Genomic DNA, 15143 nt, shown 5'->3' with positions numbered 1-15143 from the left:
CTGGGCCGTTTTTTTTCGGCCCAGGATGAGGTTCGACGCGCCGGCGCCGGTCATCGACTCCCGGACTCGGCCGGGAAGAGTCGCGAATCGCAGCGGATCATCGGGGGACTCGGGGGCGAGGACGCACGCACCAAGCAGGGCGTCGGCCCGCGAATTAGAAGCGGATCCCCTGGCTGCGATAGAGCCCCCGAATGTAGGCCGATTTACCGACATAGGTCGGCGACCCGAGCATGAACTGAATGATGTCCGTCTCGGTCGCTCCCGCCTGCATCGCCCCCACGAGGGACTGGATCAGGGCCGGATCGGGGTTGTTCGGCGGGCTCGTGGGATTCTCGATCGGGAAGCGGAGCACGCCCTTGTCCTCGGCCGGAATGTAGCGGAACAGCTGGGTGATCACGACCTTCTCATAGCCGATCGCGCTGAACAACAGGCTCCTCGCGAGCCCGGGACGGGTCTGCCGCCCTTGATTCAGGACCCTGACCTCGTTCTCCAGGACCGACTGGGGGACCGGATCCACCCCGTACAGGTCGCGGAAGACCGCCCGGACGAAGCCGGTGTTGGTGCCGCCATGGCGGGCGAAGTACTCCGGCGAGCCGATCAGGAGGAGTTTCAGCTCTTCTCGACTGGAATAGTTGACCAGCGACGCGACGGTCGCGGGGTCGGGCTCTCGGCCGAGCAGGGCACGGAACTGGTCGCGGACGTAGATGCTCCGGGCTTCGGCGCTGTTGAGGATCGTGGCGATGAACTGCTGGGGAGTGATCTTGCCGGTGGTGAAGCCCCGGATCCAGGAGGCGACCTCGCCGGGGTTCGCCTCGCGCAGCAGGACGTCGCCGTAGATCGAGCGGACCAGGCCGGCGGCGACCGAGGTCCGTTCGTAGCGGCCGCCGCTGGCAATCAATCCGGCCCGGATCTGTTCCTCGCGCCGGCCTCCCTGGCGATCCATCAGGACGGCCGCAACGCCGGCCTCGTCGAACGGGGCGTCGGGGAACTCGGTCCGGTAGGCGATGACCGTCGGGGCGGCGATCTCCAGCAGGACGAACTCCTCGGATCGCAGCAGCATCCGGGCGATCTCCGGCAGCGAGACGTAACCTTGCTGCACGACTGGCTCGAGGATTCCCACCTCCCGGGCGGTGATCGGCCGCCGGAGGATCGTCTGGTAGAATCGGCCGAGGATCCCCGCGATCGACCCGTCCGTCTTGGCGAGCGACTCGTCCGAGAGCAGCAACGATCGCGCGAGCTCCTCCGCCCGATCCTGGGCGAGCCGCTGCTGCCCCTCGGCCAGTTCTTGAGGGCTGGGGGATCGCTGGAGGTAGCTCTGGTAGAGCTGCCGGATCACGACCGAACGCGCCTCGGCGGTGAGGGCGACGGTCTCGGCCAGGGTCTTGGGGGTCCAGATGTTGGCCTGGATCAGGCGGGGGAAGAAGGAGAGGTCCGAGGCGCTCGCCTCTCGGCCGAGCAGCGCCCGGAAGGTCGCCCGGACATAGCGTTCCAGGAATGCCGGGCTGTGAGACGCGGCCTGACCGCTGGGGGTCTTGCGGTGCATCGGCCAGGGAGGCGTGAGGGGACTCTCCGGGAGCTGGTACACGCCGAGCATGCCCGGCGGGTTCGGCTCGCCGTAGACGTGAGTGACCGTGACCAGCTCGAGGCCGCCGAGGCCGTCGACTTGGCCGATGGCGGCGGCGTTGGGGTGCCCCCCCGGGAGCCCGTTCCGTCCCCGAGGGGCCTGGAGCGTCCAGAGCCGCGATCCCGATCGGTCCATGGCGACGAGATACTGGTCGGTCGCGACCAGGATGTCCGCGGCGCCGTCCCCGTTCACGTCGGCGATGATCGGCGAGGTGAAGGTGTCGACCAGCAACCCCTCCGGGGGGGCAATTCGCCGGCCCCCTTCGAACCCCGGCAAGGGTTGCCCGTTGGGCTGGACCACGTGCACGAACCCGCCGAAATCGACCGCCACCACTTCGAGCTGGCCGTCTCCGGTCAGGTCTGCCACGGCCGGAGAGCCGTAGACCTGGCGGTCGGCCGAGCCGTCGGCCCAGGTCCGGTACGGCCACCCGGGGACGAGCTGCCCCCGATGATCGTAGGCGAGCACCTGGTTGGCGAAGAGGCGGGCCTCTGCCTTGCGAGCCGCGGTGAAGGTCGGGCCGACCGGCTCGACCTTCGAGAAGTTCAGGCCCGTGCCGACGACGATTTCCAGGAACCCGTCGCCGTTGAGATCCGCCAGGACCGGAGATGACCAGATCACCTCCTTCGTCGGGATCCGGAACTTGGCCGATCCGTTGGCGTTCAGGATATTGACGAAGCCACCGGCCGAGAAATAGGGGTTGTCGCTGATGTCGGACCCGAAGACCACCTCGGCCCGGCCGTCGCGGTCGATGTCGCCGATCGCGGCGCCGGAGATGATCGTATCGTCGTTGCGGAACCGCCAGAGCAGCGAGCCGTCTTGCCGGAACGCGCTGACGTCGCCGAAGTAGGAGATGGCGATGATCTCCGATGCGCCGTCCCCCGTCAGGTCGCCCGAGGCCAGCGGCGACGTGACACCGCCGACCCCGGCCTGCTGGGGCCACCCGGGGAGCAACTGCCCGGTGGCGGCATCCCAGGCGTAAACCCGCCCATCCTCCTGGGAACCGGGATTCGCGAACTCGTCGCGGCTGAGCCCGGCCACGATCATCTTCGAGCCGTCGCGGCGCGTGACGACGATCGGCGTCGACTTCACATCGGTGAGGGCGTTCGTCTCGTAGCGGCGGAACTCGCGCAGCCGCCCGTCGCTCCCCGTCGAGTAGGCGATCAGGCGGCCTCCGGCGGCGGGCGTGAGGATCTCGTCTCGGCCGTCGTTGTCGAGATCCGCGACCACGGGAGAGCCGACGAAGGGCGTGTTCCCCCACGCCCCGGACTGCGGGATCTCCAACGGGGCCCCGGGGAAGGCGGGGGGCAACGCCGTGCTGAGGACGAGTCGAGGCTCCAGGGTCTCAAGCAGCAGGCGGCGACGTTGGCGATGCTTGGCCATCATGACTCGTCCCCAGGGACGCTCGTTGGAAGAGGGGAAGCAAGAACAGCGGGAGCGAACCCTCCAACTCTAGTTGCCGATCACCGCATCAACAACCAAGTGCCACCGAAAACGCACATGCCAACTCGGACAATCGAGCATCGCGCTCGAAATGCTTCTCGATCCGCCCGCGATCCCCCCCTTTGCGATCATCCCGGAGCGGTCGGGGTGGAGTGGACCGGCCGGATGGACGGCAGGTGAGCCTTCTCGACATCGACGAAGCAATTGGCTTCCGGATCGTACGCAGAGAGGTCACCCGACTCGAACCGGTAAACCCATCCATGCAGATCCAACTCGCCGCGCATCAGGCGGGGAGCCACGCTGGGGAGCGTCGTTAAATGTTCGAGCTGGACCAGGACATTGATCTCGATGGCCTTGTCGAGCCGCTCCTTGCCTTCCAGATGCCCGTAATTCTCCGCCATGATCTGCCGGGTCGAGTCGGCGTACTGCAGCCATTTGACCACCGAGGGCAACATCGCAAGGTTCTGCGGGTTCAGGAACGCTTCCATCGCCCCGCAATAGGAGTGTCCGCACACGATTATATGTTTGACCCCCAGGACCCGGATCGAATACTCGACGGCCGCCTCCACGCTGTTGTCGGCACCATGGGGCGGCACGAGATTGCCGATGTTCCGCAGGATGAACAGGTCGCCCGGATTGGACTGGAGCACCACGTCGGGCTGGACCCGCGAGTCGCAGCAGGTGATGAACAGGAAATCCGGATTCTGCCCCTGCGCCAGCGATTCAAAAAACGCCTTGCGGTCGGGGAAAACGCTTTCGCGGAACCGGTGCAATCCTTCGATGAGTCGATGCATGAGTTTCAACTCGCTTCCGAAATCGAATGGTGACGATCCCCGAGCATCTCGGCTCAGCTCTTCCCGGGTGCTCGCCGGAGGGCGGCGAGCAGGTCCGTGAGGAGTCACGCATGGGGCGTGCCGTCTAGCGTCCGTGCCCCCGGCGGGCCCCCGGCCCGGTCCCGTCCCGTCGAGCAAGATACTCGACCAGGTCGCGGAGGTCGCGTTTTGAAAGATACTTGAGCAGGTCGACCGGCATGGCGGAAATGCCGCGTTGTCGCTCCTCGATCGCGGTCGTGGCGATGGTGAAGGTCTTGCCGTCGGCATCCATCAAGGTCATCGAGTCTCCCGAATCGTCCTTGACGATCCCGGTCAGGATCTGGCCGTCGGTCGTGGCGATCACGAGCGTCTCGAACCCCTCGGCGATCCGGGCGTCGGGGGCGACGATCGATTCGAGGATGTAGGCCCGGTCGTGCCGGGCGCCGATGTCCGAGAGTTCCGGGCCGACCTCCCCCCCCTGCCCGTTGATCGCGTGGCAGCGCTGGCACTGGGCCTCGGTCCGCTCGAAGAAGATCTCGCGACCCCGGCGGACGTCTCCCCCCAGGAGGGTCTCGCGATACGGGGCCAGCGGGTCATCCTCGGGGCGGGACGCCTCGATCCGGGCCAGCCGATCGCGGACGGCCTCGGCCGACCGCCGCTCGGCCGCGTCGATCAGATCAAGCTGGACCTCGCCGGGGAGGTCGCCGGCCAGGAAGCGGTCGAGCCAGAGGGCCAGCACCTCGTCGGCCCGATCCGCGTCCATTCGGCCGAGCGTCTCGAAGGCCCCTTGACGCTCGGCCGTCGTCCCTTGCTCCAGGACCGACTCCAGGATCGGGAGCGCCTCGTCGGGGTCGAGGTTCGCGAGCAGTCGCAAGCCTTCGGTGCGCACCGCGGCCTCGGGGTCGGTCGTCGCCCGTCGGGCCACGTCGGCGAGGCGTCCGTCGCCGATCGCGTCCAGTGCCCGGATGGCTTCGACGCGGGCCTCGGCCTCGACCTGGTCGTCCGCGAACAGTTCGAACAGCGCCGGCCCTGCCTCAGAGATTCGGAGCGAGGCGACCGCGCGGGCGGAGGCCAGCCGAATCGGATCGGCCCCCGTCTCCAGCAAATCCGCGACGACCGGCCGGATGGCGTCGGCCGCCTCCTCCGCCGGTCGGCCCGGGACGGGACGCCAGAGGCCCACGATCCGGTCGCGTCCGCGGGGGTCGGCCCAGTCGGCCAGGATGGCCAGTGCTTCGACGCGGATCGTCTCCGGCATGCCGTCATTCGCCGCGACCTGCGCGAGCCGATCCGCCGCGTCCGGGCCGCCGAGCTTCAGGTTGGCATTGAGGACCCGCCGCAGCAGGGGCAACGGCATCTCGGCGTTCACCGTCAGGTCCGCCAACTTCGCCGCCGCGCCGTCGATGGGGGCGTCGTTGATCGCCCGGGCGGCTTCGAGGACGAGCCGAGGCTCCGGATCGTCCAGGAACCGAGCGATCTCGGGATTCTGCTGTCTCCGATAGACGAGCAAGGTCGCCAGCCGGACCGAGGCGGATTCGTCTTCCGCCAGGGTGCCCAACGCCTCGTTATTGGCGATACCGAGCAGGCCCATCACCCCGGCGTGGCGGAGGTAGGGGTCGGCGTCGGCGTTCTCGCGGATCATAGAAGCAAGCCCATCGACGGCGCCGAAATGACCCTCGAACCCCTCGATCGCTCCGTGTTTGCCCAATGCGATCGCCGCCTGCAACCGGACCCTGGGCTCCTCGTCGGCAAGGCGTTCCACGAGGCTGAGTACCGCATATTGCTGCTGTCTTCTCGTGGCCGAGGGACCCCTCGTGCCGGGGACGTCGGGCGGATTGACGAACAGGTCGCCGATCAGCTTCGCCGCTTGGGCCCGCACGTGGGGGGACGGGTCGTCGAGCAGGCTGAGCATGACCAACGCCTTCGAATCCGTCCGAGCAATCTGGCCGAGCCCCCAGAGTGCGTGAAGCCGGACCATCTCGTCCTCGTCGCCGAGTCTCTTCTTCAGAGGCTCGATCGCCTCGGCTCCGCGATCGGCCAGGGCGAACTGCGCCCGCTGCCGGACCCGCTGATCGGCGTGGCCGAGCAATCCGATCAGCTCGTCCGTCGATCGACCGTCGAATCCTTCGGCCAGCAACGAGGCGACCTCGGCGATCGCGGCGTCGTCCGGGTTCTCGAAGGTCAGGTGGTAGATCCGCCCTTTGCCGGGCTGGCCCCAGCCTTCGATCCAGTCGCTGACGTACATCCCCCCCGAGGGGGGGAACTCGACGTCGGTGGCGAGGATCGACCAGAGGAATTCGTGCTGATCGACGGGCTTGAAGCTCGCGCCATGGGCTTCGACGGCGAACGATCGCACGCCGCTGTTGCCGGGGGTGCCGCGGAAGTCGGCCAGGAAGAAGTGGTCGTCGTAGCGGCCGGGGAGGCCAGCGGCACCGGGATTGAAGGCAAGCCCCGAAGGGCCGTCGCTGAAGTTCGCCAGCGGGGGGAGGAGGTAGGCCGCGTCGTTCCCCTCCGACTCGGGCTTCCACAAATTCTCGGCGTTCCAGGGGCCCCGGGCGACGGGCTCGGTGAGGTACTGCCAGCCGATGTGCCAGGCGCTGTCCCCGCCCTCGACGATGTCGACCAGGCGGGCCTGGTCGCCGCCGTCGCTGTTGTTGTCGACCGTGAACAGGTTGCCGAAGCGGTCGAAGGCCAGCTCCTGGGGGTTGCGCAGCCCCGTGGCGACGACCTCCAGGTTCGAGCCGTCCGGGTCGCATCGCAGGACGGACCCCGTGTGGGGCAGCTCCAGCCGGGTCCCCTCCTTCGTCTCGACGTTCAGGCCGCGATCACCGACCGAGAAATAGAGCTTGCCGTCCGGCCCGAAGATCAGGCCGTGCAGGTCGTGGCCGAGGAAGGCGACGTGGACGCCGTAGCCCGTGTGGAGCGACTCGCGGACATCGGCCACGCCGTCGCCGGTCGTGTCGCGGAGCTTCCAGAGGTCGGGGATGCAGGTGTACCAGACGTCGCCGTCTCGGGCGATCACCCCCGCGCCGATGCCCGCGGCCACGTCGTCGAAGCCGTCGGCGAACACGGTCGAGCTGTCGGCCGAGCCGTCGCCGTCGGAATCGACGACCAGACGGAGCCGGTCGGTGGCGACGCCGTAGCTCTGGAAGGTCGCGTCGTCGAAGTGCTTGCGGTACATCGCCACGCGGCCCTCGACGGTCGTCAGGGCCAGGTCGTCGTCGAGCCAGTACATATGACTGCGGTTGTCGGTCACGCCTTCATGGAGGCGGAAGGTCTCGGCGACGTACACCCGGCCCTGGTCGTCGACCGCGAAGGCGACCGGGTTGGCCAGCAACGGCTCGGCCGCCCAGGGGCGGATCGAGGCCCCGTCAGGCACGCGGAACCCGGCGATGGCCCGGGTCGGCTCGTCGGCGGCGGGCGTGGCGTCCGGCCCGGTCGCGTCGGTGTCGCTCGCGACGGCCAGGCCGCCGACCTGTCCGCTCCAGCCGGTCAAGGTAACCAGTCCGATCATCAGCCCGCAGGCGAAGGCCCGAGACGTCGTCACTCGATGCATGGAACGCTTTGCCTCGATCACGCGAAGGAGAGGGGGCTCCCGGCCACCTGGAGGATCGTCGTCACCGGCCGGGATCGGCGGAATGATTCGATCTTAACGGCACTTCTGGTGAACTCCCACCCCCCCGTAACCTTGCCCGGCATCGACCGGAACGTCTATCATGGGACTTTCAACAACCGCGCCTCGCTTCCCGGCGGTGGAGCGTTTCTTCCCTCGACGGAGCCCGATCGACGATGCCCGCGACCGCCCACAAGACAATCCTCCTGGTGGACGACGACCCCGAGATCATCGACTCGATGCGGACGGTCCTCGAGGGCAAGGGCTACAGGGTCCTCGTCGCCCGAGACGGCAATGCCGGCCTGACCGTGGCCGAGCGGGAAGAACCGGATCTGATCATCCTCGACATGATGATGCCGCGCAAGAGCGGCTTCCTCGTCCTGGAGAAGCTCCGGACCCGCCCCGAGGGCCTGATCCCGACCATCATGATCACGGGCAACGAGGGGAGTCGGCACCGGGCCTATGCCGAATTCCTCGGGGTCAAGGATTACATCCGCAAGCCCTTCGCGATGGAGAAGCTGCTCCGCTCGGTCGATGCCATCCTCCAGGGCACCGAGAGCACCGGGGCGGCCAAGACGAAGTCCAAGGGCTAAGGCTCGAGACCGGTCAGGACAGGCGGCGATCGGGGCGTCCGCTCGGCCACGCCTCGCGAGACGTCGAGCGTTGACGAACGCCGCCGATCGTTCGAGGGCGTTTCGTCCGCCCCCGGAACACGCCTTGTCAAGAGCCGCAGCCGATCTCTAGCATAATGCTCCAACATTGATCGCGATCCGGATGCTCTTTGCAAGGTGTTGCGTCTTCGGCACGGTCTTCGTGCGAGCCTTTGCGGGATCGCGTCTCTCCGGCTCCCTGGAGGTTGTCCACCCCCTCGGCATCGTCGCAGACTCCAGACTCCCGGCCGAGTCCCCGACGGCACCTCGCGGCGCGACCCTTGATCTCCCGGACCCTCTCTCACTCTCAATCAATCACACTCCGACTCGCCCCGTTCTGCTGCTCGGGGCCGTCGATCAACGAATGAGCGATCGCCATGCGCGTTCTTGTCACCGGTGGAGACGGTTACTGCGGCTGGGCCACTGCGCTGCACCTGGCCAACCGAGGCCACGAGGTGGCCATCCTCGACAACCTGATCCGCCGGCACTGGGATAACCAGCTCCGCATCGAGACCCTGACGCCGATCGCCCCGCTCCAGCGAAGGCTCGAACGCTGGGAACAACTGACCGGCAAGCCGATCGAGCTGTTCCAGGGGGACTGCTGCGACTACCCCTTCCTCTCCGACGCCATCCGCCGCTTCCAGCCCGAGTCGATCGTCCACTTCGGCGAGCAGCGCTCGGCCCCCTTCTCCATGATCAGCCGGGAGCGGGCCGTCGAGACGCAGGTCAACAACGTCGTCGGCAACCTGAACATCCTCTTCGCGATGCGCGACATCGTGCCCGATTGCCACCTGGTGAAGCTCGGCACGATGGGCGAATACGGCACGCCGAACATCGACATCGAGGAGGGCTACATCACGATCGAGCACAACGGCCGCAAGGATACCCTCCCCTATCCCAAGCAGCCCGGCTCGTTCTATCACCTGAGCAAGGTGCACGACACCCACAACATCCACTTCACCTGCCGCATCTGGGGCCTGCGGGCGACGGACCTGAATCAGGGGGTCGTCTACGGCGTGATTACCGAAGAAACGGAGATGGACGAGCTCCTCATCAACCGGCTCGACTACGACGGCGTCTTCGGCACCGCCCTGAACCGCTTCTGCATCCAGGCCGCCATCGGCCACCCGTTGACCGTCTACGGCAAAGGGGGTCAGACCCGAGGCTTCCTCGACATCCGGGATACCGTCCGCTGCATCGAGATCGCGTGCAACAACCCGGCCGACGCCGGCGAGTTCCGCGTCTACAACCAGTTCACCGAGCAATTCTCGGTGGGAGAGCTGGCCGAGAAGGTCAAGGAAGCCGGTGCGAAGCTGGGCCTCGACGTGGCCATCGAGCACGTCGAGAACCCCCGCGTCGAGCGCGAGGAGCATTACTACAACGCCAAGAACACGAAGCTCCTCGACCTCGGACTCCAGCCGCACTACCTGTCCGACTCCCTGCTCGACTCCCTCCTGAATGTCGCCATCAAGTATCGCGATCGGGTGGACATGAAAGAGATCCTGCCGAAGGTCTCCTGGAAGACGGGGGCGGCCGAGATCGGTTCAGGGGTCAAGGTCAGCTAACCAGCCGAACCGCCACAGGTGCCCGAGTCGAGTCTTGCGACGGAGGCACCTGGACCTCGCCCGCGTGCCGCCTCGGTCCGCGATGCAAGGCCCGGCCTGGCGGTCCCGGTTCGAGATCGACGGGCCGTCGTTTCACCGTCCCCATGTGTCTACTCCCATGCGAATCGCGCTGTTCACCGAGACGTTCCTGCCGAAGATCGATGGAATCGTCACGCGGCTGACGCAGACGATCACCCACCTGAAACGGGCGGGGGACGAGGTGCTCGTCATCGCCCCGGCGGGTGCCCCGAAGCGGTTCGAGGGGGCGCGGGTGATCGGCGTGCCGGCGGTCCCGTTCGCCCTGTATCCCGAGCTGAAGCTGGCGATCACGGGCAAGAAGATCGGCAGTCGGCTCGTGAAGTTCGAGCCGGACATCGTGCACGTGGTCAATCCCGCCGTGCTCGGCGCCTGCGGGGTCGCGCATGCGATCAAGCGGGACCGGCCCCTGGTGGCCTCGTATCACACCCATGTGCCGAAATATTTGAAGCATTACAAGCTCGGCGCGCTGGAAGGGCTCTGCTGGAAGCTGATCCGTTCGATGCACAACAAGGCCCGCCTGAACCTGTGCACCTCGACGGCGATGATCGACGAGCTGAACGCCCGGGGGTTTCACAACCTGGCGCTCTGGCCCAGGGCGGTCGACACCGACCTGTTCCGGCCGGGATTGAAGTCGGACGCCATGCGGGCGGAGCTGGCGGGAGGACAATCCGACGGCCCTCTCCTCCTTTACGTGGGGCGCCTGGCCGCCGAAAAGGAGATCGAACAGATCCGGCCCGTCCTGAAGGCGATGCCCGAGGCGACGCTCGCCCTCGTGGGCGACGGGCCGGCGCGGGAGAAGCTGAAGCGCCACTTCCAGGGGACCCGGACGCGGTTCCTCGGCTATTACCGGGGGGAGCGCCTGGCGTCGGCCTTCGCCTCGGCCGATGCCCTGCTCTTCCCCTCTCGGACCGAGACGCTCGGCCTGGTCTTGCTCGAGGCGATGGCCGCCGGATGCCCGGTGGTCGCCGCCCGGGCGGGGGGCATTCCCGATATCGTGACCGATGGCGTCAACGGCTGTCTGTTCGACCCGGCCGATCCCGATGGCTTGACCCGTGCCACGCGACGTGTCTTCGATTCGGCCTCCTATCGCGATCAACTCCATCAAAGTGCCCGGTCGGAGGCCGAGCGGTGGAGCTGGGCCTCCGCCACCGACGCGCTGCGTTCCTATTACCGGTCCGTCCTCTCGGGAGAGCCGATCGCGACGCGATCGCAAGAGGAGTCGTCCGTCCCCCCGGCCCATTCCGGCTCATGACCGGCGTGCGAGCGTCGCGTCCCCGGATGCCCGGCCGGATTCCCAGTCTCGCAGGCCTTGGACGTAGGAGGCGTTCCCTCATGGATCGAGGCTTCGACGTGGTCCGCTATTTCCCCGACCGGGGGAAGTTCGTCCTCCTGGCCATCGGCTGTGCCATGCTCGGCCTGGCGTGTTTGATGAAGGTCGTGGCTGATGGCACCTCGGTGCCTGCGGCCCTCGGCGCCGGGTTCTTCCTGCTCGGATCGGTCAACTGCCTGCAATCGCTCGACCGCAAGCGATGCCACATCGAGTTGGGGCCCGACGGGTTCATCGAACGCTCTCCCCTCCGAAAACGGCGGGTGCGATGGTCCGAGGTCGATCGGTTCGAGTTGATCCCGCTCCCGCGCAAGTATGTCTGGGTCGGCTATCGCCTGGCCGATCGCGACGACCCCGGGATCCCCCTCTGGGTCCGCCGGAGTCGACGGCGAGAGGTCAGCCTGGCCGACACGTACGGACTCGATGCCCAGGACCTGGTCGAGCAACTCAACGCCTGGCGCCAGCGGTTTCTCCAGGGAAGCTCGGCCGGCTCGCTCGATTGAATGACCCGACCACGATCGTCTTGCCATCGCGAGCCCGGGCGGTTGGAATCGAGTGCGCCTCGGAACCCGAGTTTCGTGACCGCACCGGAGGATCGCCCGATGGATTGCCACGTCCGCACCGAACAACGCGGTGGCCGCACCGTCTGGATCTTGAACGACACGGACTCCGAAGCCTCCGCCTCGATCCTGCCGTCGTTCGGGTTCAACCTGTTCGACCTGAAGTTGCCGGCGGCCGGGGCGCTGCGGCCGCTGGTCGTGGCCGAGCCGGGCTGGGAACAGGCCCCCCAGCACCCGGCGAAGCATGGTTTTCCCGTGCTCTTCCCGTTCCCGAACCGGATCAGCCACGGGCGTTTCGACTGGGAAGGGACGTCGTACCGACTCCCGCTCACCAAGCCGCCGCACGCCATCCACGGGTTCGCGCTCGATGCCGATTGGGAAGTGACCGACCACGGAGAGGGGCCGGACGGGGCCTTCCTCAGCGGCCGGTATCGGCTCGCGAAGACCTTCCCTGATGGCAGCCCTCGATGGCCGAGCGAGGGCTACCTCGACCTCCGCTACGCCCTTCACGGGAGGACCCTCGTCCTCGACGCCACGGTCGCGAACGAGTCCGACGGCGATCTCCCCTATGGCCTGGGCTTCCATCCGTATTTCCGACTGCCGTTCGGGAGCGGCGGCAGCCTGTCGCGGACGCAGGTCGTGATCCCGGCGTCTCAGGCGTGGGTCCTCGACGAGACGATCCCGACCGGAGAGGTCCGGCCTGTTTCGGAGGCGCTCGACTTCCGCCGGGGCAAGTCGATGCAGGGGCTCCGGGTCGATGCCGTCCTGACCGGCCTGGAGCACAACGCCGAGGGGTTCGTCGTCTGCCGATTGATCGATGAGTCCCTGGGCGCCGAGTTCCGCATCGGGTTCGATGCCATCCCGTTCCGGGAGATCGTCGTCTTCACCCCTCCGTTCGGCGACGACATCATCGCCATCGAGCCTTATACCCAGACGACCGACGCGATCAACCTGCAACAGCGAGGCGTCGATGCCGGGCTCCGCATCCTGAAACCTGGGCAGCAGGAGAGCATGCGCATCACCATGGAGACGGCCGAGTGCTGATCCAGGCCCCCCCGACCTTGTCCCCGACCCGCGAGACCATCCTTCCGAGACCCGCCGATGACGCCGATGCTCGCCCCGATCGCGCTTGCCGCCCTGGTTCTCACCGCATCGCTCGCGATGGCGGACGCCTCGACCAGGTCCAGGCGGCCTGTCGACCTGGACGCGGCGGCACACCACCCGGCGCCCGGGACGACGGTCCCCTCTGCCCTGGCGTTCTCCGCCGACGGGGCATTCGTTTCCTATCTCCTGCCCGAAGGTGAAGGGACGGCCCGGGTCCTCTGGCGAGCCTCGGCGACCGGCGACGCCGCTCCGGAGGTCATCGCCCGCCCCCTCGATGAAGGCAATACCGACGAGAACGTCTCTCAGGAGGAAGCGCTCCGTCGAGAACGCCTCCGGCTTCGAGACACCGGGATCAGCCAGATCGTCCGTGCCCCCCAGGCCGACCGGAGCATCCTCCCCCTGAAGGGTGACCTCTACCTCCTGGAAGGGACCGCACCGCTGCGGCGGCTGACCGATTCGGAGGCCCCCGAGATCGACCCGAAATTCTCGCCCGACGGCGACCGGGTCGCGTTCGTCCGCGAGGGAGAATTGTTCGTGCTCGACCTCTCCTCCGGGGCCGAGACCCAACTGACGCGAGGAGCCACCGACGGGCGAGCCTTCGGCCTGGCCGAGTTCATCGCCCAGGAAGAACTCGGGCGAGCGACCGGCTACTGGTGGTCTCCCGACGGCGAGCACATCGCCTATCAGGAAACCGACGAGCGGGCCATCCCCGAATTCACGATTGTTCATCAGGGTGATGCGGAGATCGTCTCGGAGACCCACCGCTACCCGTTCGCCGGGGCGGCCAACGCCACGGTACGCCTCGGGGTCGTCCCCTCGTCGGGAGGGGAAACCCGCTGGTTCGATCTCCCGGAGGATGGCGAGGAGTGTTACCTGGCCCGGGTCGACTGGGAAGACGCGCATCACCTGCTCGTGCAACTCTTGCCGAGGGACCAGCGGTCGCTCCGCCTGGTGCGGATTGGCCTGGAATCGGGCCAGCGTGCGACGCTCGTCGAGGAAACCGCCGACTCCTGGATCAACCTGCACGACGAGCTGACCGTGGTGCCAGGCACCCGGGAGCTCCTCTGGGCCAGCGAGCGATCGGGGTTCAAGCATTTGATGGTGCTCGATCGCTTCGGCAAGGCGATCCGGACGCTGACCTCGGGCGAATGGCCCGTCGATGCCGTCGTCCACCTCGATGCCAAACGCCGGGAGGTCTGGTTCCTGGCCGGTCGGGAGTCCCCATTGCAGCGCGACCTGTACCGGGTCTCGCTCGATGGCGGGCCGATCGAGCGGTTCACCGAGGGGCGAGGCTTCTGCAGTGATGCGATCGTCTCTCCCGACGGGACCAGGGTGGTCGTGACCGTCTCGAGTTCCGAGCAGCCCCCGGTGACCACCCTCCGCGATCGATCCGGCCGGGTGCTCGCCACGCTCGCCGATGCCGGTGACGACCCGCAACTGGCCGAGCTGACGCTCGCGACACCCCAACTGACCCGGTTCAAGAACCGGGACGGCATCACGCTCTACGGTGCCTATTACGCACCCGCCGCGATCCCCGCGGGAGCGTCGACGCCCCTGGTCGTGCTTGTGTACGGCGGGCCTCATGTTCAGCGCGTGACCGATTCCTGGGGACTGACTGCCGACCTGACGGCGCAGTTCCTGGCGGCCCGAGGCTTTGCCGTCTGGAAATGCGACAACCGGGGGGCCTCGCGTCGAGGATTGGCGTTCGAGGCGGCCTTGAATCGCAGGATGGGGACCGTCGAGGTCGACGATCAGGTCGATGGCGTCCGCTTCGTCGCCGCGGCCTACCCGGAGGCGGATCCGCGGCGGGTCGGGATCACGGGCGGGAGCTACGGCGGCTACATGACGATCCGGTGCCTCTTGCTGGCCCCCGAGACCTTCGAGGCCGGCGTGGCGATCGCCCCCGTGACGGACTGGGACGGCTACGACACCGGCTACACCGAGCGCTACATGGGGACCCCGGAGGACAACCCGGACGGCTACGCCGAATCGACCGTGCTCGACAAGGCCGGTCGGTTGGAAGGCGCCCTGCTCCTCGTCCACGGGCTCCTCGACGAGAATGTCCACTTCCGCCACTCGGCCCGATTCGTGGCGCAGCTGATCCGGGCCGGCAAGCCCTTCGAGGTTTTGCCGATCCCGGACGAACGCCACTCGACCCGCAAGGCCGAGAATCGCCGGGCAATCCTCGGCCGAACTGCCTCGTGGTTCGAGACGCACCTGGGCCGGGAATAAGCCGTCGGATCATTTGTGACGGCGGGGCATTGCATCGCCGGTCTGGTTGTGAGAGAAGTGTGAAACCAATCGCCGGACGCTCCCCCGACCGGCCCGAGACGACCCTCCCCCACGACGACCCCGGCCCCCATCCAGGACGAG

Annotated in this window: 9 protein-coding genes; 6 read left to right on the top strand and 3 right to left on the bottom strand. The window is 67.5% G+C overall.

The window, feature by feature from the left end; all coding sequences use genetic code 11:
- Positions 1-154 precede the first annotated feature (154 nt).
- The 3 genes from AB1L88_RS00430 to AB1L88_RS00420 all read right to left on the bottom strand — a co-directional run bounded on the left by AB1L88_RS00430 (position 155) and on the right by AB1L88_RS00420 (position 7429).
- Positions 155-3007, bottom strand: coding sequence for a VCBS repeat-containing protein (locus AB1L88_RS00430; protein ID WP_367094651.1), 2853 nt, complete (start codon positions 3005-3007; stop codon positions 155-157).
- Positions 3008-3192: 185 nt separating this feature from the next.
- Entirely contained in the window at positions 3193-3858 is a 666-nt protein-coding gene (locus AB1L88_RS00425) for a carbonic anhydrase (RefSeq protein ID WP_367094650.1), read from the bottom strand.
- A 124-nt stretch (positions 3859-3982) separates the two neighbouring features.
- Positions 3983-7429 carry a PVC-type heme-binding CxxCH protein gene (locus AB1L88_RS00420; protein WP_367094649.1) on the bottom strand — a complete coding sequence of 1149 codons (3447 nt, stop codon included), beginning with the start codon at positions 7427-7429 and terminating at the stop codon, positions 3983-3985.
- A 233-nt stretch (positions 7430-7662) separates the two neighbouring features.
- Between AB1L88_RS00420 and AB1L88_RS00415 the strand changes: the two genes are divergently transcribed.
- From AB1L88_RS00415 to AB1L88_RS00390, 6 genes are all read left to right on the top strand, one after another.
- Positions 7663-8079: a response regulator gene (locus tag AB1L88_RS00415; protein WP_367094648.1), complete on the top strand. Its 417-nt coding sequence runs from the start codon at positions 7663-7665 to the stop codon at positions 8077-8079.
- A gap of 434 nt (positions 8080-8513) precedes the next feature.
- Complete coding sequence (locus AB1L88_RS00410) at positions 8514-9701, top strand: NAD-dependent epimerase/dehydratase family protein (RefSeq protein WP_367094647.1); 1188 nt, start codon at positions 8514-8516, stop codon at positions 9699-9701.
- A 157-nt stretch (positions 9702-9858) separates the two neighbouring features.
- Positions 9859-11031, top strand: a complete 1173-nt coding sequence (locus AB1L88_RS00405; RefSeq protein ID WP_367094646.1) for a glycosyltransferase family 1 protein — start codon at positions 9859-9861, stop codon at positions 11029-11031.
- 80 nt (positions 11032-11111) lie between these two features.
- Positions 11112-11609: a hypothetical protein gene (locus AB1L88_RS00400; RefSeq protein WP_367094645.1), complete on the top strand. Its 498-nt coding sequence runs from the start codon at positions 11112-11114 to the stop codon at positions 11607-11609.
- A 99-nt stretch (positions 11610-11708) separates the two neighbouring features.
- The gene (locus AB1L88_RS00395) at positions 11709-12710 is read left to right on the top strand and encodes an aldose 1-epimerase (RefSeq protein ID WP_367094644.1); all 1002 of its coding nucleotides are present in this window, start codon (positions 11709-11711) and stop codon (positions 12708-12710) included.
- Positions 12711-12767: 57 nt separating this feature from the next.
- Positions 12768-15002, top strand: coding sequence for a S9 family peptidase (locus AB1L88_RS00390; protein WP_367094643.1), 2235 nt, complete (start codon positions 12768-12770; stop codon positions 15000-15002).
- Positions 15003-15143 lie beyond the last annotated feature (141 nt).

Source organism: Tautonia sp. JC769 (genome assembly GCF_040717455.1).
Taxonomy (GTDB): domain Bacteria; phylum Planctomycetota; class Planctomycetia; order Isosphaerales; family Isosphaeraceae; genus Tautonia.
This window is presented reverse-complemented; position numbering and strand designations above follow the sequence as displayed.